General features: G+C 74.3%; 10 protein-coding genes. 9 read left to right on the forward strand and 1 reads right to left on the reverse strand.

Features of this window, described 5'->3' with window-relative positions:
* Positions 1–5: 5 nt before the first annotated feature.
* Positions 6–1,691, reverse strand: a complete 1,686-nt coding sequence (locus G3I77_RS27080) for a serine/threonine-protein kinase (RefSeq protein ID WP_248507921.1) — start codon at positions 1,689–1,691, stop codon at positions 6–8.
* A 362-nt stretch (positions 1,692–2,053) separates the two neighbouring features.
* Here G3I77_RS27080 and G3I77_RS27085 point away from each other — a divergent pair, with 362 nt between their 5' ends.
* The 9 genes from G3I77_RS27085 (at position 2,054) to G3I77_RS27125 (ending at position 20,309) form a co-directional block, all read left to right on the forward strand.
* Positions 2,054–5,992 carry an FHA domain-containing protein gene (locus G3I77_RS27085; protein ID WP_248507922.1) on the forward strand — a complete coding sequence of 1,313 codons (3,939 nt, stop codon included), beginning with the start codon at positions 2,054–2,056 and terminating at the stop codon, positions 5,990–5,992.
* Between the two features lie 176 nt (positions 5,993–6,168).
* On the forward strand, positions 6,169–7,584 hold the full coding sequence (locus tag G3I77_RS27090) for an ABC transporter substrate-binding protein (RefSeq protein WP_248507923.1): 1,416 nt from the start codon (positions 6,169–6,171) through the stop codon (positions 7,582–7,584).
* Between the two features lie 4 nt (positions 7,585–7,588).
* Positions 7,589–8,935 carry a carbohydrate ABC transporter permease gene (locus G3I77_RS27095; RefSeq protein WP_248507924.1) on the forward strand — a complete coding sequence of 449 codons (1,347 nt, stop codon included), beginning with the start codon at positions 7,589–7,591 and terminating at the stop codon, positions 8,933–8,935.
* Positions 8,932–9,792, forward strand: coding sequence for a carbohydrate ABC transporter permease (locus tag G3I77_RS27100; protein ID WP_248507925.1), 861 nt, complete (start codon positions 8,932–8,934; stop codon positions 9,790–9,792). The genes G3I77_RS27095 and G3I77_RS27100 overlap by 4 nt, the downstream gene beginning before the upstream one ends.
* 141 nt (positions 9,793–9,933) lie before the next feature.
* On the forward strand, positions 9,934–12,195 hold the full coding sequence (locus G3I77_RS27105; protein ID WP_248507926.1) for a bifunctional glycosyltransferase family 2 protein/CDP-glycerol:glycerophosphate glycerophosphotransferase: 2,262 nt from the start codon (positions 9,934–9,936) through the stop codon (positions 12,193–12,195).
* A gap of 174 nt (positions 12,196–12,369) precedes the next feature.
* Positions 12,370–14,580: a CDP-glycerol glycerophosphotransferase family protein gene (locus G3I77_RS27110; RefSeq protein ID WP_248507927.1), complete on the forward strand. Its 2,211-nt coding sequence runs from the start codon at positions 12,370–12,372 to the stop codon at positions 14,578–14,580.
* Between the two features lie 8 nt (positions 14,581–14,588).
* Complete coding sequence (locus G3I77_RS27115; protein ID WP_248507928.1) at positions 14,589–16,829, forward strand: bifunctional glycosyltransferase family 2 protein/CDP-glycerol:glycerophosphate glycerophosphotransferase; 2,241 nt, start codon at positions 14,589–14,591, stop codon at positions 16,827–16,829.
* Positions 16,826–18,643, forward strand: coding sequence for a hypothetical protein (locus G3I77_RS27120; protein WP_248507929.1), 1,818 nt, complete (start codon positions 16,826–16,828; stop codon positions 18,641–18,643). Before G3I77_RS27115 ends, G3I77_RS27120 begins: the two co-directional genes overlap by 4 nt.
* A 106-nt stretch (positions 18,644–18,749) precedes the next feature.
* A complete protein-coding gene (locus G3I77_RS27125; RefSeq protein ID WP_248507930.1) occupies positions 18,750–20,309 on the forward strand; it encodes a hypothetical protein in 1,560 nt (519 codons plus the stop codon).
* Positions 20,310–20,318: the final 9 nt, after the last annotated feature.

Raw genomic sequence — 20,318 nt, forward strand, 5'->3', positions numbered from 1 at the left:
TCCGGTCAGTTCGTGCCGGAACCGCTCCCGCCGAGCTTCTCGAACCAGCCGGTCACGGTGTTGAACCAGTCGGTGAGCTGGTCCCAGTAGCCCTTGGTGGTGCCGATCCACTCCTGGAGCGGGCTCAGCTCCCAGATCAGCCAGCCCGCGACGAACAGGATGAGGATCGTGAAGAGGCAGCCCTTCAGGCAGCCGAGCCCGGGGATCCGCATCGGGTTGGCGCTGCGCTGCCGCGGCTGCCGGGGCTCGCGCTGGGGTCGCTGCGGCTGCTGGGGCTGGGCCGGCGGCGCGGGCGGGGCGTAGCGCTGCGGCGGCTGGGGCCGCTGGGGCTGCGGGGCGTACTGCTGGGGCTGCTGCTGCGGGTGACCGTAGCCGGGCCCGGGCGGGGGTGCCTGGCGGCGCGGGGGCTGCTGCTGCGGCCGGGCGACCTGGCGCTGGGGGCGGCGGCGCAGCGGGTCCTCGTTCGGGTCGAGGTACTGGACCTGCGTCTGCTCGTTGCGGTCGCGGGCCGCTCGCAGCTGGTTCTGCCAGGGGTGCGGGTCCTCGGGGCCGCCCTGCTGGCCGGGGTGGCCGGGCGAGCCCGGCGGGACGGGCGGCATGACGGCGGTCGGGTCGGCCGCGCCCCGTCCCGGCAGGACGGCGGTGGGGTCGGCGGCGCCGCCCGGGCCGCCGGTGTGCGGCATGACGCTGGTCGCCGCGTTCGGGTCGTACGAACCGGCGCCCTGCGGGAGGACCTGGGTCGGGTCGGCGTCGCCGGACATGTCCGGCACCGGCGCGGGGGCCGGGTCGGGCACGAGGAGCATGCCGACGCCCTCGGCGGCGGCGATCTGCGCGGAGTTCGCGTGCACCCCGATGCCCTCGGCGACGACGCGCAGGCCGCGGGCGAGGTTCTCGGCGCTGGGCCGCTCGTCCGGGTTCTTGCGCAGGCAGCGCTCGATGACCGTCCACAGCGGGTCGGGGACGGTGGACGGGCGGCGCGGTTCGGCGCTCAGGTGCTGGTGCAGCACTTCCAGGGCGGAACCGCCGGAGAACGGCGGGCGGCCGGTGACCAGCTCGTACAGCAGGATGCCGGCGCCGTAGATGTCGACGGCGGAGGTCTGCGGGCGGCCCTCGGCGGACTCGGGCGCGACGTACGCGGGCGTGCCGACGAACTCCTGGGTGCGGGTCAGTCCCGGGGAGTCGGCCAGGCGGGCGATGCCGAAGTCGGTCAGCAGCGGGTGCATCCGCCCGTCGTACTGCTGGAGCAGGACGTTGGCGGGCTTGAGGTCGCGGTGGACGACGCCGTCGGCGTGGCTGGCGGCGAGCGCGTCGGCGATCTGGGCGGTGAGCAGGGCCGCGGCGACCGGGGTGAACGGCCCGTTCTCGCGCAGGTAGCGGTGCAGGTCGGGGCCCTCGACGAGGTCCATGACCAGCGCCAGCAGCTCGCCCTCGACGACCAGGTCACGGACCCGGACGATGTTGGGGTGGGTCAGCCGGAGCAGGACGGAGCGCTCCCGGAGGAACCGCATGACGATGTCCGCGTCGCTGGCCAGCTCCTCCTTGAGGACCTTGATCGCGACGGTCTCGCCGGGCTGCCCCGGCACGGCCGCCTCGGCGCCCGCGGTCTCGCGCTGGCGGGCTCGCCAGACGGTGCCCGTGGCGCCGCGTCCGAGCGGCTCCTCGAGCAAGTACTTGCTGCCTACCGGCCGCACGTCATGCGCTCCCTGGTGCTTGCCTTGCCTGCTGGCCTGTCCGACACACTGTAGTGCCGGGCGGCCGAGGACCGGAGTGTCGTCTTTCTGTGGGTCTTACGTAGCGGCCCTCACAGCCGTTCGAAGGAAAGACGCTCACCTCGGTCTTGTGGTTGCCGGTAACGGACGTGACCGATCTCAAGCGATCGCCTGTGGGTCATCTCTCAGGCACTTTTGCGGGCAGAGCCGACCAATCAAGATCACCTTTTTCGGAGAGACGGGCGCACTGTCAGTGGCAGGTGCGAGGATGCTGGCAGTACTGGCCGACGTGCTGGGGCGGGGTGGGGGACTCCGCGCCCGGGCAGAAGGGACCGCTGACGGCGATGCAGATCCGGCTGACCGTCGTAGATCCGCTGGACCCGTCGGCGCCGGCGCGGGACCGCGCCCCGCGCAGCGACGTGCTGGTCACGGCACCCGCCGGTACGGCGCTCGCTGCGGTGGCCTCGGCGCTCGCCCAGGTGGTCTCCGGCGGTGACGGCTCGGGCTCGCCCGTGCTGTACGCCGGGGAGCAGCGGCTGGACGCCCAGCGCTGCACGCTCGGCGAGCCCCCGCTGACCGACGGTGCCGTGCTGTCCGTGGGCGCGCCCGGAGAGCCCGAGCCGCACCCCGAGCTGGACGACGCCCCGGCCCAGCTCCAGGTCGTCGCCGGCCCCGACGCGGGCGGCGTCCACCTGCTGCACGGCGGCGAGATCCGCATCGGCCGCTCCGCGGACGCCGACGTGCCCCTTGACGACCCGGACGTCTCCCGGCTGCACTGCGCGGTGACGGTGAGCGCGGACGGCCGCGTCGCGGTCGCCGACCTGGACTCCACGAACGGCACGACGGTGAACGGCACGCGGGTGGGCGGCCGGGCGGTCGCTTTCGCGCCGGGTGCGCTGCTGCGGATCGGCGAGTCGGCCCTGCGGCTGGCTCCCGCCGGGGGGCCCGGGGGCCGGGTGGAGACGACTCCGGACGGGGAGGGGCACGTGCGCGTGGCCGAGCCCGCCGGGGGCGGGGCGGAGTCCCCCGCATCTCCCGCGCGCGTGGCCGACCCGGGACCGGCCGGGCCCCTCGGCCCCACGCACCACGCCTACGGCTCGGCGGCCTGGGGCGCGCCGGGCGCTTCGGGGCACGGCTCCGCCGATCCGGCCGTAGTGCCGGGGCAGGGTGGGGCGCCGAGGATCGAGAACGGAGGCGCGGGGTCGGAAGCGCCGCGGGGACGGGACCAGGGGGGCTGGACCCGCCTGGCGGGCAGCGGCGGCGAGGCCCGCTCGGGAGGCAACCGAAGCGAGATGCCGCCCCCGGGCGCCGGGCGCACGGCCCGCGCGGGAGACGCCCAGGGAGAAGCGCCCTCGCGAGGCACCACGGACGCGGCCCGCTCGGCAGGCAACCACAGCGAGGTGCCGCCCCGGGGCGCCGGGCGCACGGCCCGGGGAAGCAACAACCGGAGCGGGGCGCCGATCGCCGGCACTGGGGGTGAGGCGCGCGGTGGATCGCGGTCAGGGACCGCCGGGGCCACGCAGGCCGCCTTCGGGACTCACGGAGCACAGACCGCGCAGCACGCCACCGCTCAGGGTTCGCCGCCCCTGGCCTCTCCCGGCGCCCCGGCCGACACCGCGCGGCAGCGCGACGGGGTCCGGCCCGGAAGCGGCGCCGGAGACACCCATGCGGGTCGTTCCGGGGCCGGGGCGTTCGGCGAAGCGGCCCCCGTCCGGCCCGCGCCGGCGTCCGAGGCCGGCGCCGCGCACGGCACCGGTCCTCACCCCTGGGGCCCGGACGGGCCGGCCGGTGCCGGCGACCCGGCCCTCGCGGAGCAGCGTGCCGGTCGTGGGCGCAAGGGCACTCCGCTCCGCGGCACCGACGTGCCCCCGGGCACCCGCAGGCGTGGCGGGCTCGGGGCGTGGGCCCGGCGGCTGGCCGGAGGCCGTGGCGAGCAGGCCGAGGAACCGCGCGAGGCATACGAGGACGACTCGGCCGCACGGGTGACGGAGCACCACCCGGTCGTCGTGCCGGCCGCGCCGGAGACCTGGCCGGACCCGGCCACGCTGCTGCTCACGGCCCTGGGGCCCGGGCCGCGGCTGTGGGAGCGCGGCCCCGGCCACCCGGAGGCGCTCGCCGTGCGCCTCGGTACGGCCGACCGGGCGGCACCGGACGGCTCGGGTCTGCTGCCCGCCGTACCCGTGACGGCCGGGCTGCGCGAGGTCGGCGCCCTGGGGCTGGCGGGGCCGCGGGCACGGCTGGCCGGGCTGGCCCGTGCCGTGCTGGCCCAGCTCACCGCGCTGCACTCCCCCGACACGCTGGAGATCGTCCTGATCGCCGCGGACCGCTCCCGTCCCCTCGAGGAGCGCACCGCCGAGTGGTCCTGGCTGGGCTGGCTGCCGCACGTCCGCCCTGGGCACGGGCAGGACTGCCGGCTGCTCCTGGCCCACGACCGCGAGCAGGCCGCCGCCCGCACCGACGAACTCACCCGCCGCTTGGAGGACCAGCTCGCGGAGGCGGGCCCGGGCGGCGGCCCCGAGGGGATCGGCGGCTCGCAGCCGCCCACCGGTGCCGACCCGTCCCCGCACCACTCCGTCCCGGCCCCCCGCCGCCCGTCCTGGGCCCGGGGTGACGACACCGGCACCGACGAGACGGCCGGTTTCCCCGGCCCGTACACGGTCGTGGTCGTGGACGGCGACCCCGGCGGCGCCGATCTGCGCAAAGCCGTCGCGCGGCTGGCGCTGGAGGGCCCCCGGGCCGGGATCCACGTCGTCTGCCTGGCCGAGACGGCCGCCGCCTCCCCGGCCTCGCCCGTGACGGAGACCTACGAGGCGGCCTGCTCGACGACACCGACCTTCCGGCAGTGCGGCGCGGTCGCGCTGCTCAGCGGTGATGTGGCGACGGCCCTGCGGCTGCTGCGCGTGGCCCGGGCCGGCGGTGACGGCTCACCGGCCGGGCCCGTCGGGCACGGCACGGTCGCCACCGTCGACGCCGTCTCCGCGGCCTGGGCCGAGCGGTTCGCGCGGGCGCTGGCGCCGCTGCGGACGGACGGCCAGGCGAGCGAGCGCCAGCCGCGCGTCTCCGCACCGCTGCCGCAGGCGGCCCGGCTGCTGGACGAGCTGGGTCTGGCCCGGGCGACCCCGGCGTCGCTGATGGCACGCTGGGCGGACGCGGCCGACGACACCGAGGCGCTGGGCGGCCGTGTGCGCGCGGTGCTGGGCGCCGGGCCGCGCGGCCCGGTCTGCGTGGACCTCGCGGTCCAGGGACCGCATCTGCTGATCGAGGGCCCGCCCGGCAGCGGCCGTACGGAGCTGCTGCGGTCGATCGTCGCGTCCCTGGCCGCCGCCGAGCGGCCGGACCGCCTCGGCATCGTGCTGGTCGACGGCCGGGGCGGCCCGGGCGCGGGCGGCGGCCACGGCGAGGGCCTGCAGGTGTGTACGGACGTACCGCATGTCACCACGCTGCTCATGGCCCACGACCCGGTCCGGATGCGGGAGTTCGCGCAGTCCCTGAGCGCCGAGCTGAAGCGGCGTGCCGAGCTGCTCGGGCGGTCCGACTTCGCCGAGTGGCACACCGGGCGCGAGCTGTCGGGCCGTATGGTCGCCCAGCGCACGGCGACGGAACGGGGCGGTGCCCAGGCCGAGGCGGCCGCCGCGGGCGGGGCAGGCGACCTCGACTCGCCGTCCAGTTCCACCCTGCGGCTGCGGCCCGGAGCGGCCCGGCGGCGGACGGAGGCGGCCGCGCCCCCGCTCCCCCGGCTCGTCGTGGTCGTCGACGATCTGGACGCGCTGGTCTCCCCGGCGCTCGGCTCGACCGGGCGGCCCGCGGCCGGGTCGGTGATGCGCGCGCTGGAGGCCGTGGCCCGGGAGGGCGAGCGGCTCGGAATCCATCTGGTGGCGGCCACCGGCCCGTGCGCCCGTACGGCGGAGACGGAACCGGCGCGCCGGGCCACCCTGCGCGTCACGCTCGACGCCCCGGCCCCGGTCCCGGGCCGTGGGGGCACCTCCCTGTTCGAGCGAAGCCGAGAACTTGGGGGAGAGCCCGCTCCCGGCCGGGGACGGGTGACCGGTGCGGACGGGCGGGTCACGCCGTTCCAGGGCGGGCGGGTCACCGGCCGGATCCCCCGGACGGCGACGCTGCGCCCCACGGTCGTCCCCCTGGAATGGCACCGCATGGGTGACCCTCCGGCCCGGCGTCCGGTGCGGGAGCTCGGAAACGGCCCGACCGACCTGGCACTGTTGGCCAGCGCGCTCGAAAGGGCGGCGCGGGAGGTCGCGGCGGCGAAGGTGCCGTCGCTCCTGTGACCGGGGACGGCCGCCGGCCCCGTCCGGCGTCGTGGGGCCGCGTCCCTGGTCACGAGGGAGTCACGATCCCCCGCTTGACAGCCGACGCCATCTTGCCGCCCCCGCACACCCGGGCGTAGACCAGATCGCACGGGAGCGCGCTCGACGTTCGACGAGGAACGAAGAACGGGGCAGTCATGCGCATGACGAGCAGCACCATCCGGACACGCTGGTCGCCCAAGCGGGACACGGCGACCCCCCAGCACCGCAGAGCCGCCAAGGTCGCGGCCACCGTCGCCGCGGGAGCGCTCGCGCTCTCGCTCACCGGCTGCGGAGGCAGCGACGGCGACAGCGGTGGAGGAAGCACGGGCGACAGCGAGGAGACCGCCGGCAGCGTCACTCTTCCCAAGCTGGACGGGACGAGCCTGGAGATCGCCGCCGTGTGGACCGGCACAGAACAGGCCAACTTCAAGAAGGTCCTGGCGGAGTTCGAGAAGCGCACGGGCGCCAAGGTCACGTTCGTGCCCGCGCAGGACCCGATCATCAACTTCATCGGCTCCAAGGTGGCCGGCGGGCAGCCGCCGGACATCGCGATGCTGCCGCAGCCCGGCGCCATCAAGCAGGCCGTCGACAAGGGCTGGGCCAAGCCGCTCGGCTCCGACGCCCTCAAGGAGCTCGGCGAGAACTACTCGCAGGGCTGGCAGGACATCGGCAAGGTGGGCGGCAAGCAGTACGGCGTCTACTACAAGGCCGCCAACAAGTCCCTGATCTGGTACAACAACCAGGTCTTCGAGAACGCCGGGGCGAGTGAGCCCGAGACCTGGCCGGATCTGCTCAACACCGCGCAGACGGTCTTCGACTCCGGCGTCACCCCGTTCTCCGTCGGCGGCGCCGAGGGCTGGACGCTGACCGACTGGTTCGAGAACGTGTACCTCTCGCAGGCCGGCCCGGAGAAGTACGACGAGCTGGCCCAGCACAAGATCAAGTGGACGGACCCGTCCGTGAAGGACGCGCTGACCAAGCTCGCGCAGGTCTGGGGCAAGCCGGACTACATCGCGGGCGGGGCGAACGGGGCGTTGCAGACCGACTTCCCGGCGTCCGTCACCCAGGTCTTCACCGGCGGGGACCAGCCCAAGGCCGCCATGGTGGCCGCGGGTGACTTCGCGCAGGTCAACATCCCCTCCAGCATGAAGATCGGCACGGACGCGAAGGTGTTCCCGTTCCCGGCGGTCGGTGACAACGGACCGGTGGTCTCGGGCGGCGACGCGGCCGTGATCCTGGAGGACTCGAAGGGATCGCAGGCCCTGGCCACCTGGCTCGCGTCGCCCGACGCGGCTCAGATCCAGGCCAAGCTGGGCGGCTACCTCTCGCCGAACAAGAACGTGCCGAACTCCGCGTACCCGAACGCGGTGCAGCAGAAGATCGCCAAGGCGCTCATCGACGCCGGTGACGACTTCCGCTTCGACATGTCCGACCAGGCCCCGCAGGCCTTCGGCGGTACGCCCGGCAAGGGCGAGTGGAAGATCCTCCAGGACTTCCTGAAGAACCCGAAGGACATCGCGGGTACCCAGGCGAAGCTGGAGGCCGAAGCGGCCGCGGCGTACGGGAACTGACGTCATGCCGCCGGTTCCGGCGGCAGGGGGCACCGAGCCCCCTGCCGCTCCCAAGTCGCGCAAGAGTGTGACCGGCACCCGCAGGACCGTCGCGGCGCTGTTCCTGCTGCCCGCGCTCGTCCTGCTCGGCGCGCTCGTGGTGTACCCGATCGGGTACTCGGTCGTGCGCAGTTTCTACGACCAGTCCGGTGACGGCTTCGCCGGAATAGACAACTTCAAGGCCCTTTTCACCGACGACGGCATCCGCACCGCCCTGAAGAACAACATCATCTGGGTGGTGTTCGCGCCGACGGTCGCGACGGCCCTCGGTCTGATCTTCGCGGTGCTGACCGAACGGGTGCGCTGGGGCACGGCGTTCAAGCTGGTCGTCTTCATGCCGATGGCGATCTCGATGCTGGCGGCGGGCATCATCTTCCGCCTGGTGTACGACCAGGACCCGGACAAGGGCGTGGCGAACGCGGTGTGGGTGGGCGTGCACGACACGTTCTCCCAGGCGTCGGCGTTCCCGAAGGCCCACCCGGGCCGGGAGTCGCCGCTGGAGCCGGCCGGCGGCGGCGCGTTCATCACCACGTCGCCCGTCCGCACCGGCGAGACGGTCTCGCTGCCCCTGGTGGGGGTGGCACCCGACATGATGCCGGACGGCGCGAAGGCGGCCGCGGCGCCGAAGCCGGAGCCGGACAAGGTCTCGGGGACGACCTGGCAGGACTTCACGCGCGGCAAGGGCGTCGGCACGCTCAACAGTGTCGACACGGCCGAGCTGGGCTATGCCGGCATGAAGATCGAGGCCGTGAAGGACGGCAGGGTGGTGGCGTCGGCGACGGCCGCCGGCGACGGCACCTTCACGCTGCCCGCCTCGGCCGACGGAGCCCAACTCCGGCTCCCGGCGAGCAACTTCAAAGAGCCGTACAACGGCCTGGACTGGCTCGGCCCGTCCCTGGTCACCCCGGCCATCATCGGCTCGTACATCTGGATGTGGGCGGGCTTCGCGATGGTGCTGATCGCGGCCGGGCTCGCGGGGGTGCCCCGGGAGCTGCTGGAGGCGGCCCGGGTCGACGGCGCGAGCGAGTGGCAGGTGTTCAGACGGGTCACGGTGCCGTTGCTGGCGCCGGTCCTCGCGGTCGTCGCCGTCACCCTGATGATCAACGTGCTGAAGATCTTCGACCTGGTCTTCATCATCGCTCCCGGCTCCTCCCAGGACGACGCGAACGTCCTGGCCCTGGAGCTGTACCGCAAGGGCTTCTCCGAGGACCAGCCGGGCATCGCCAGCGCCATCTCGGTGTTCCTGCTGCTGCTCGTGATCCCGGTGATGTGGTTCAACGTACGCAGGCTGCGGCGGGAGGTGCGGCGATGAAGGCCAGACAGTCGCTGGGGTCGCGGCTCGCCGAAGGGGTCAGCGGCGGGCTGGTGCGGGTGTTCCTCATCGTGGTCGGCCTGTTCTGGCTGGTGCCGACGATCGGTCTGCTGCTGGCCAGTCTCCGCTCGCCGGAGGACATCGCGGCGAGCGGCTGGTGGAAGGTGTTCACCGAGCCGTCCCAGATCACCTTCGACAGCTACTCGAAGCTGCTGCAGAACGAGGACATCACCAGCAGCCTGCTGAACACCGTGTGGATCACCGTCCCGGCGACCCTGCTGGTGGTGATCATCGGCTCGCTGGCGGGCTACGCCTTCGCCTGGATGGAGTTCCCGGGCCGGGACTGGTGGTTCCTGGGCGTGGTCGGCCTGCTGGTCGTCCCCGTGCAGGTCGCGCTGATCCCGATCGCCGAACTCTTCGGCAAGATCGGCCTCTTCGGCTCGGTGCTCGGCGTGGTGCTCTTCCACGTCGGCTTCGGTCTGCCGTTCGCGGTGTTCCTGCTGCGGAACTTCTTCGCGGAGATCCCGCGCGAGCTGCTGGAGGCGGCGCGCCTGGACGGGGCCGGTGAACTGCGGCTGTTCTTCCGCGTCGTGCTGCCGCTCGGCGGCCCGGCGATCGCCGCCCTCGGCATCTTCCAGTTCCTGTGGGTGTGGAACGACATGCTGGTCGCGCTGATCTTCTCGGACTCCGGGAGCCAGCCGATCACGGTCGCACTGCAGACTCAGGTACGGCAGTTCGGCAACAACATCGACGTGCTGGCGCCCGGCGCGTTCATCTCGATGGTGGTCCCGCTGGCCGTCTTCTTCGCGTTCCAGCGGCAGTTCGTGTCCGGCGTGATGGCGGGCGCGGTCAAGTAGCGTTCAGCGCAAGGCAGTTGGAGGGGCGGGCCGGGGCGGTCCGCCCCTTCCGCGTTCCCCCGGATGCCGTAGCCACCGTAACCAAGTCGGCCCATCGGCCGTTCCCGGGCCGAACGCCCGCGCCGACCGATGGATGGCCTCTTGCCCAGGTTCAGTGTCATTGTCCCCGCGTACCAGGTTCAGGCGTACCTGCACGAGTGCCTCGAATCGGTGCTCTCCCAGTCCTGTCCCGATCTGGAGCTGATCGTCGTCGACGACTGCTCGCCGGACGCGTGCGGCGCGATCATCGACGAGTTCGCCGCCCGCGACACGCGCGTACGTCCCGTCCATCTGCCGGAGAACGTGGGCCTGGGCCGCGCGAGAAACGCGGGCGTGGCGCACGCGAGCGGCGACTACCTGCTGTTCCTCGACAGCGACGACACCCTCACGCCCGACGCGCTGCGGGCGATCGCCGACCGGCTGAAGGAGACGGGCGAGCCGGACGTGCTGGTCTTCGACTACGCGCGCACCTATTGGACGGGGGAGGCGATCCGCAACCAGGCGGCCCTCCAGCTCACCGAGCAGGGCCCGGCGCCGTTCCGCCTGGAGGACCGGCCGGGGCTGCTGCGGCTGCTGATGGTCGCCTGGAACAAGGCCTACCGCCGGGAGTTCGTCGAGCGGGAGGGGTTCGTCTTCCCGCCCGGTGTCTACGAGGACACGCCGTGGACGTACCCGGTGCTGATGACCGCCGAGTCGATCGCGACCCTCGACCGGGTCTGCGTGCACTACCGGCAGCGGCGGCAGGGCAGCATCCTGCGCACCACCAGCGAGCGGCACTTCGACGTCTTCGAGCAGTACGAGCGGGTCTTCGCGTATCTCGACGAGCGCCCCGAACTGGCCCAGTGGCGGCCGGTGTTGTTCCGCCGCATGGTGCACCATCTGGCGATCGTGTACTCCCGGCGGGACCGGCTGCCCCGCGGTTCGCGGGCGGACTTCCTGCGCCGGGCCCGGGCCCACTACCGCCGCTACCGCACACCCGGCGTCCCCGTCCCCCTGCGCTGCCGGATCCACCACGTCCTGATCCGCTTCGGCCTGCACCGCACCTATCGCACCCTCCAGCTGGCCTCGGCCCTGCACCGCGCCGCCGCCCGGGCCACCGGCAAGCTGCTGCGGGGCCTGCGGTCGGCCGCCCTCATCGGCCACTACCGCGTCCAGCGCTGCCTGCGGCTGCGCGCCGACCGCGCCGTCTTCGCCGCCTATGACGGCCGCGGCCACGGCTGCAACCCGGGCGCGCTGGAGACCGCGTTCCGCGACCTCGCGCCGCACATCCGCACCGCGTGGATCGCCCGCCGCGAGCACCACCACACCGTCCCGCCCGGCCCGCGCCGCCTCGTCCCCGGGACGGCCGCCTACTGGACGGCGCTCGCCCGCTCCCGCTACCTGGTCAGCAACACCGGCTTCGACGACCGCCTGGCCAAGCGCCGGGGCCAGGTCCTGATCCAGACCGGGCACGGCACCCCGCTGGGTCACATCGGCCTCGACCTCCAGGAGCGCCCCGCGGCGGCCCGCGGCCGGGACTTCGCGCGGCTGCTGAAGGACGTCGACCAGTGGGACTACGTGCTGTCCGCCAACCGCCACACCACACTGACCCACGAGCGCGTCCACCCCGGCCGCTACACCACGCTGGAGTACGGCTACCCCCGCAACGACGTGTTCCGGACGGCGACCCCGGCGGACGTGGCCCGGCTGCGCGCCTCGCTCGGCATCCCGCGGGGCGCGGTGGCGATCCTGTACGCGCCGACCCACCGCGACTACCGCCGCTCCCAGCGCCACCCCCTCGACCTCCAGCGGATCGTGCGCCGCCTCGGCCCGCGCTTCGTCGTCCTGGCCCGCGCCCACCACGCCTACGACGCCCCGCTGACCCGCACCTGCGGCCGGGTGGTCGACGTCTCCGAGCACCCGAGCGTGGAGTCGCTCTGCCTGGCCTCGGACGCCCTGGTCACGGACTACTCGTCACTGATGTTCGACTACGCCAACCTGGACCGGCCGATCGTGGTCCACGCCGACGACTGGGAGGCGTACGACGCGGCCCGCGGCACCTACTTCGACCTGCGCGACATCCCGCCGGGCGCGGTCGCCCGCGGCGAGGACGAGCTGATCGACATCTTCGCCACCGGCCACTGGCGGGGCTCCCGCTCGGCCCAGCTGCGGGCGGCGTTCCGCGAGCGGTTCTGCACCTACGACGACGGCCGGGCCGCCGAGCGGGTCGTGCGCCGGGTCGTCCTCGGGGAGTCGGAGCTGCCGCCGGTGGTGCCGCTCGGCGAGCGCCGCCCGGTGCCCTCGGCGGCGGCCGCGCTGACGCGTGAGCCGCTCACCACGGTGCCGCTGCCGGCCGGCCCCCACGCCGTCACCGACAGCCTCTGACCACGGTTCTCACTCCGGGGAGTCCGCATGCCCTCCAGTCCGTCGCGGCCGACACCCAGCCGGCCGCCCTCCTGGCGCCCGTCCGGGCGGCCGGGACGCCCGCGCGCCGCCTGAGCCGGCCCGACCCCGGCAGACCCGCCCCCAGCAGACCCGCCTCCCGACAGAAAGAGCAGAATGCCCCGCTTCAGCATCGTCGTCCCGTCCCATGGGGTCGCGGGCCGGCTGTCCCAGGCGCTGGACTCGGTCCTCGCCCAGTCGTTCGGCGACTTCGAGCTGATCCCGGTGTGCGACGCGCCCGACGCACCGGCGGCGGACGTCGTCGCCGGGTACGCCGAGCGGGACTCCCGGGTGACGCCGGTGCACTCCCCGCCGTCGGCCGGTCTGGCCGGGGCGCGCAACACCGGGCTGCGGGCGGCCGTCGGCGGCCATGTGCTGTTCCTCGACGGCGACGACGTCCTGGTCCCGGGGGCGCTGGCGGCGCTGGACGCCCGGCTGGCCGGGGCCGGTGACGCGGACGCACCGGTGGATGTCCTGTACTTCGAGCACGAGCGCACCCCCTGGTGGGAGGGCGAGCCGACCAACCCGGCCGCGCCGCTGCTGGCCCGGACGCCGGACGGGGCCTTCTCCCCCGGCCGGGCCCCGCAGCTGACGGGCGTGGCGCTGCCGGCCTGGAGTGCGGTCTACCGCCGGGCCTTCCTCACCGAACAGGACCTCGCCTTCCCCGGGGACCACTTCACGGACGTCGGCTTCGGCGGGCTGGTCGCCCTGCGGGCGGAGCGGGTGGCGGCCCTGCGCGCGGTCGTCGTCCGGCATCTGCTGCGCCGGCAGGGCAACCGGCTTGGCCTCCCCGGCGCACACCACGCCGAACTGCTCGACCAGACCGAGCTGGTGCTGACCCGTGCCGCGGAGCAGGGGCTGGCGCCGGAGCGGCTGAAGCCGCTGTTCGAGCAGCTCTTCGCGGCCGTACTGAAGACGGCCGCCCATCCCGGGCGGCTGACGTCCGGACGCCGGGCGTTCTTCCGGCGGGCGAGCGCGCTGTACCGGCGGCACCGCCCCGCCGGCTACCGGGCGCCCGGCGGCAGCCTCCGCGTCCAGCACCGGCTGCTCGCCTCCGGGTCGTACGCGGCGTTCCGCGCCCTGCGCGCCGCCAACCGGACGGCGCTGCGGACCGCCGCGCTGCTCCCCCGCCCCCGGGGGCTGCGCACCCGGCTGCGCTACGCGGCGGGTCTGCGCCTCCCGCTCGACAGGAACCTCGTCGTGTACTGCGCGTACTGGGGCCGCGGCTACGCCTGCAACCCGGCCGCGATCCACGCCAAGGCCCGCGAACTCGCGCCGCACCTGCGCGCGGTGTTCCTGGTCGAGCCGGACGCGGTGGGCAGTGTGCCACCGGACGTGGAGTACGCCGTGATCGGCAGCCGGAAGTACTGGGACGTGCTGGCCCGCGCCGCGTACCTGGTCAACAACGCCAACTTCGCGGACGCCGTGGTCAAGCGCCCCGGCAGCGTGCACCTCCAGACCCAGCACGGCACCCCGCTGAAGACGATGGGCGCCGACCAGGCGACGTACCCCGTGGTGGCCGCGGCGACGGGCAGCTTCGCCAAGCTGCTGGCCCGCGTGGACCGCTGGGACTACAACCTCACCTCAAACCGGCACTCCACCGAGATGTGGGAGCGGGCCTTCCCCAGCACGCACGAGACCCTCGAGTACGGCTATCCGCGCAACGACGTCTACTGCACGGCGTCCGCCGAGGACGTCGCCCGCGTCCGCAAGGAACTGGGCGTCCCCGACGGCAAGAAGGCCCTGCTCTACGCGCCCACACACCGCGACTACGCCACCGGCTTCGAGTCCGGCCTGGACCTGGCGGAGTTCTGCGAGGCGATCGGCGACGACTACGTGGTGCTGCTGCGCGCCCACTACTTCTACGACCAGGGGGCGAGCAGGAGCGGCGGCCGGATCATCGACGTCACCGGGCACCGCTCGTCGGAGGACGTGTGCCTGGCCGCGGACGCGCTGATCACCGACTACTCGTCGATCATGTTCGACTACGCCAACCTGGACCGGCCGATCGTCGTGTACGCCGACGACTGGGACGTCTACCGGGAGACCCGGGGCGTCTACTTCGACCTGATGGAACTCCCGCCCGGCCGGGTCGCCCGCACACCCGAGGAACTGGCGGCCGTCTTCCGCGACGGCTCCTGGGCGGACGAGTCCGCCACGTCCCTGCGGGGCGCGTTCCGGGAGCGCTTCTGCCAGTTCGACGACGGGCGTGCCGCCGAACGCGTCGTGCGCCGGGTGCTGCTGGGGGAGCCGCCCGAGTCGATCCCGCCCGTGATCCCGCTCGCGGAGCGCGTCCCGGCCCCCGCCGCCACCCTCGTGAGGAGCTGACCGAAGAAGTGCCCCGCTTCAGCATCATCGTCCCCGTCTACAAGGTGCAGGGCTTCCTGCGCGAGTGTCTCGACTCGGTGCTCGGCCAGTCCTACGGCGACTTCGAGGTGATCGCCGTGGACGACCGCTCGCCCGACGGCAGCGGCGCGATCCTCGACGAGTACGCCGCCCGTGACGCCCGGGTGCGGGTGCTGCACCTGCCCGAGAACGTGGGCCTCGGCCGGGCCCGCAACGCCGGTCTCGCGCAGGCGGCCGGCGACTACGTCCTGTTCCTGGACAGCGACGACCACTACACGCCCGGCCTGCTGGCCGCCGTCGCCGCCCGCCTGGCGGCGACCGACGACCCGGACATCCTGGTCTTCGACCATGTGCGCACCCACTGGTGGGGCCGGGGCGGGCGCAGCGAGGCGGCGGACCTGCTGGCCGCGGCGGGCCTGGAGACGTTCCGCATCCGGGAGAGCCCGCGGTATCTGAACCTGTTCCTGGTCGCCTGGAACAAGGCCTACCGCCGGTCGTTCTTCGAGGAGCACGGCCTTCGGTACGCGCCGGGGCTGTACGAGGACGCGCCGGTCACCTACCGGTCGATGGTGCTGGCCGACCGCATCGCCTGCCTGGACCGGATCGGCGTGGAGTACCGGCAGCGCCGGCAGGGCGCGATCACCAAGACGCCCGGGCGCCGGCACTTCGAGATCTTCGCGCAGTACGAGGGCCTGTTCACGTTCCTGGAGCAGCACACCGGCCTCGACTGGGCGCGGCCGCTGCTGCTGGAGCGGGCGCTGGACCACATGCTGTTCGTGCTGGCCCGCGAGGACCGGGTGCGGCCCGCGGACCGGGGCGACTTCTACCGCGAGATCCGCTCCTTCCACCGCCGTCACCTCCCCGAGGGCGGTTTCCCGCTGCCGGACGGCTGGCGCGGGGCCGAGATGCGGCTGCTGGCCTCGGCGCCCTACGCGTCGTACGCGGCGGCACGCGGGCTGCGGGATCTGCGCGCGGCCGCCCTGGGCGGACGGCGGCGGGTGGCGAAGAGGGCGTCGGAGACGGCCCTGCGCGGCTGGTACGCGGCCCACTCGCAGCGCCCCCTCGATCCGCACCTCGCCGTCTACTCGGCGACCCACCACCGGGGCGTGACGGGCGACCCGGCCGCGATCCACGCCAAGGCCCTGGAGATCGCACCGCACATCCGGGGCGTGTGGGTGGTCCGGGAGGACGCCGTGGACGCGCTGCCGCCCGGCATCGACCACGTGACGCCCGGCTCGCGGCGCTACCACGAGGTCATGGCGCGGGCCACGTACTGGGTGAACAACGTCAACTGGCCCGGCACCCTGGCCAAGCGGCCCGGCAGCGTCCACATCCACACCCATCAGGGCACCCCGCTCAAGTACATGGGCGCCGACCTGCTGACCAAGCCGGGCGCCCGGCACGGCTTCGACGTGCCGCAGATGCTGCGCCGCGCCGACCGCTGGGACTACAGCCTGGTCGCGGGGCGGCACGCGGAGCGGGCCTGGGAGCGGGCGTACCCGTGCCACTTCACCTCGCTGCGCACCGGCAGCCCGCGCAACGACGTGCTGCTCGGCGCCGGTCCGGAGCGGGGCCGGGAGGTGCGCGAACGGCTCGGGATCCCGGCCGGTGACACGGTCGTGCTGTACGCGCCGACCCGTCGCGACTACCGGCGCGGCGGCCATGTCGACCGGTTCGACCTGGCACGGTTCGCCGCGGACCTGGGCCCCGGGCACACGCTGGTCGTCCGGCTGCACCCGTCACTGGCGGCGGGTGTCGCGCGGGGTCTCGGCCTGGCCGACCTGCACCGGCGGGGCGTGCTGGTGGACGCCACCGACGAGCCGCACGTCGAGGACGTGATGCTCGCCTCCGACGTGCTGGTCACCGACTACTCCGCCCTGATGTTCGACTACGCGCTCCTGGACCGGCCGATCGTGGTCCACGCCGACGACTGGGGCGCGTTCGCGGCGAGCCGGGGCGCCTACTTCGACATCACGGCCGACGCGCCGGGCCATGTGTCGCGCTCGTACCGCGAGCTGGCCTGGCTGTTCGCGTCCGGCACCTGGCAGGACGCGGAGGCGGCGCGGCTGCGGGCGGGCTTCCGGGAGCGGTACTGCGAGTTCGAGGACGGGCGGGCCGCCGAGCGGGTCGTCCGCCTGCTGATGCTGGGCGAGCGGGGCGGTGCGCTGCTGCCCGCGGCCCGCCGGACCGAGGGCGCCCGCACCCGACCCGAGGCGCTGATCGAGAGATGAGAACTCCCGCGACCCCAGAGGCCGCCCCCTCCCTGCCCGGCCAGCGGGCCTCCTCGGCCCGGCCGCCGGCCGCCGCCGAGCCGCTGCGGCCGGTGCACCGGTGGCACGCCGCCCTGGTCGCCGTGCCCACCGCCGCCCTGTTCGTGCTGGGCTACCGTCGCCGCTGGATCTGCGACGACGGGCTCATCTACCTGCGCCCGGTCCGGCAGATCCTGGCGGGCAACGGACCCGTCTTCAACGTCGGGGAGCGGGCGGAGAGTTCGACCGGCACCCTGTGGCAGTGGCTGCTCGCGCTCACCACCTGGGTCACCGGCGAGGACCCGGCGTTCCTCGCGGTCGGGCTCGGTCTGGGCTTGAGCACCGCCGGGTTCGCGTTCGCCCTGCTCGCGACGTGCCGGCTGCACCGGGGTGCCGGGCTGCTGCTCCCGGCGGGCGTGTTCGTGCTGCTGGCCGTGCCGCCGTTCTGGTCGTACATGACCTCGGGTCTGGAGAGCGGCCTCGGCGCCTTCTGGACCGGCCTGTCGTGGTGGCTGCTGACGCGGACCCGGCACGGTCAGGAGGCCCGTCAGACGTGCACGGCCGCTTTCGTGTTCGGGCTGGGTCCGCTGGTCCGGCCCGATCTCGCGGTGGTCACGGCGTGCTTCCTGGCGGCCCAGTGGTGGGTGCTGCGTCCCTCCCGGAGGGGTACGGCGGCGATGCTGGCCTCGGCGGGCGCGGTGCCGCTGGCGTACGAGGTCTTCCGGGCCGGGTACTACGGGATCCTGGTGCCGCTGCCCGCCATCGCCAAGGAGGCGAGCGCCAGCGACTGGAGCCGGGGCGCCGGGTACGTGCAGGAGACGCTCGGGCCCTACTGGCTGTGGCCCGCCGTCCCGGTGCTCGGCGCGCTGGCCGTCCTGCTGGTGCGGCGCACGCACACACAGCGGCAGGACCGCGTCCCGGGGCGGGCCTCGCTCGCGGTGCTGCTGGCGCCGCTCGCGGCCGGCCTGCTGCTGGCCGGGTACGTCGTGCGTGTCGGCGGCGACTACATGCACGCCCGCATGATCCTTCCCGCACTCCTGCTGCTGCTCCTGCCGGTGCTGGTCGTGCCCGCGACCAGGTTCACGGGCGTCGCGAGCGCGCTGCTGGCGGTGTGGCTGTGCGCGACGGTCAGTCCGCTGCGGGCACCCTTCGACGTGCGCAGCACACCCGGGTCGTTCAACGTGCGCAGCTCCGACGTGGAGGGCCTCGGCGACCACAACCCGGTGCGCACCGCCACCTGGGTGGACAACTGGCCCGCCCTGCCGGAGGGGCGCGCCATGCTGGCCCGGGCCGAGCGCGCGCCCGGGCCGACGCTGCTCTACTTCGACGCCGAGCGGCGGCTGCACGCCACGCCGATGCGGGCGGACTCCCCGTACCAGGTGGTGATCGTGGGACGTCATCTCGGCGTGACGGGAGCGGCGGCGCCGCTGAGCGCCTACGTCAACGACGCCTGGGGGCTGGCCAGTCCCGTCGGCGCGCATCTGGCACTGGAGCGGTGGAGCTGGCCCGGGCACGAGAAGTTCCTGCGCAACCACTGGGTCTTCGCGGAGTGGGCCGTCGAGCACCCGCCGCAGCGCGACCTGCTGCGCGCCGGGGCCTCGCGGGAGGCGGTCGAGACGGCCCGGGCCGCGCTGGGTTGCGGTGAACTCGCCGAGCTGCGGGAGTCGGTGCGCGCACCGCTCACCGCCGAGCGGTTCTGGCAGAACCTCACCGGGGCGGTCGAGCGGACCCGGTTCCGCTTCGCGCGCTGGCCGGCGGCGGCACAGCAGGCGCTGTGCGAGGTGCCCAAGCGCTAGCTCGGCAGGTGGGCGCAGGTGGCTCACCCGATGAAGTGATCCGGGGTCAGGGCATGCGTAGGCGCGGGAACATTCGGCGCATGCCCCAGATCCCCTCCACCCTCCTGTGAGCGCCCCGGTCCTCGTCCGGCGGGCCGTGCGCGGCGCGACGGCACTGCGCGGCGGCCGTGCCGGGCGGCTCACCCCGTACCAGTTCTACGGCGCCCTGTTCTGGCTGGTGATGACGCTGGCGTACTGGCGGATCCCGCTGTGCTGCGACGCCGGACAGCACGCGGCGGTCGTCGAGCGCCTCAAGGCCGATCTGCTGCACCCGGCCCACACCATGGCGGACCTGCCGGGCGAGGGCAGCCCGTACTACGGCCCGTACGCCGTCGCCCAGGGTGTGCTGGCGCGGCTGACGGGGCTGTCCGGCTGGGAGGTCGTGAAGCTCGCCGGGCCGGTGCATCTGCTGGTGCTGCTGACGGGGCTCGGCCGTTTCGTCAGGACCCTCACCGCCCGGCCTTGGGCGCCGGTGTGGGCCCTGCTGTTCATGACGCTGCTGTGGGGCACCGCGCGGATCCTGTGGAGCGGCTACCTCGGGCTGATGCCGATGACGACGAACCTGGGCTACCCGTCCGCGCTCGCGATCGGCTTGACGTTCTGGGCGTGGGCCTGGACGGGCACGCGTGCCCGGGACGACGCCCCCGCCGTGCGGTTCGTCGGCCCGAGCGGGCTCGGCGGCTGGTGGGGGTACGCCGGGATCGGCGCCCTGTACGGGCTGATCCTGCTCACCCATCCCGTCACGGCGGCCTCGGCGCTCACCGGGGCGGTGGCGATCGTGGCATCCCGGCAGCGCGGCTGGCGCCGGCCGGTCGTGGCGCGCTGGGCGCTCACCGGGGCGGCCTTGGCGACGGTGGCCCTGACCTGGCCGTACTACGACGTCCTGACGCTGGTGGGCGACACCGGCATGGACGCGATGCACCGGCAGCTGTACGAGCGGATGCTCGCCAACTCCTGGCTGGCGCTGCTCGGCCTGCCCGCGCTCTGGGCGCGGGCCCGCAGGTCGGCGCGTGATCCGCTGGTGCTGATGTTCCTGCTGACGTGCCTGCTGGTGGTGTACGGCTGGGTCAGCGGGCACTACACGTACGCCCGGGCCCTGTGGGCCGCGCTGGTGCCGTTGCAGTTCGCCCTGGCGGTGGAGCTGGCGGCGCCCCGGCCCTGGCAGTGGGCCCGGCGACTGCTGGGCGGGGCGGCGGCGGTCGGGGTGTGCGTCGGGTTCGTCACCGTGCACGCCGGGGCGGTCGTGCCGCGCTCGGCCGACCCGGTGGGGTTCCCGCAGCCGACGCGCTGGCCGTCGTACGACTGGGCGGCGCGGCACATCGGGCCCGGGGAGGTGGTGATCACCGACGGGTACTTCGCCAGTCACGCCATCGCCGGGTACGGGCCGAACCTCGCCGCGCCCATCTGGCCCGACCCCGCCCTGGACGAGCGGCGGCGCGAGCGCCGGGCGGCCGACGTCCGCGCCTATCTCGCCCCCGGCTCGACCCGCGCCGAGCGGTCCGCCGTCGTCCGCCGCTACCACGTGCGCTGGCTGCTGCTGACGCGCTGGCACCCGGTGCCCGAGGAGGCCGTGGTGGTGGCGTGGAGCAGCCGGACGGGGGAGGTGCTGGCGCGGGTCGGGGGGTGACCTCGAAGG

The sequence above is a fragment of the Streptomyces sp. D2-8 genome, from assembly GCF_023184515.1.
GTDB lineage: Bacteria > Actinomycetota > Actinomycetes > Streptomycetales > Streptomycetaceae > Streptomyces.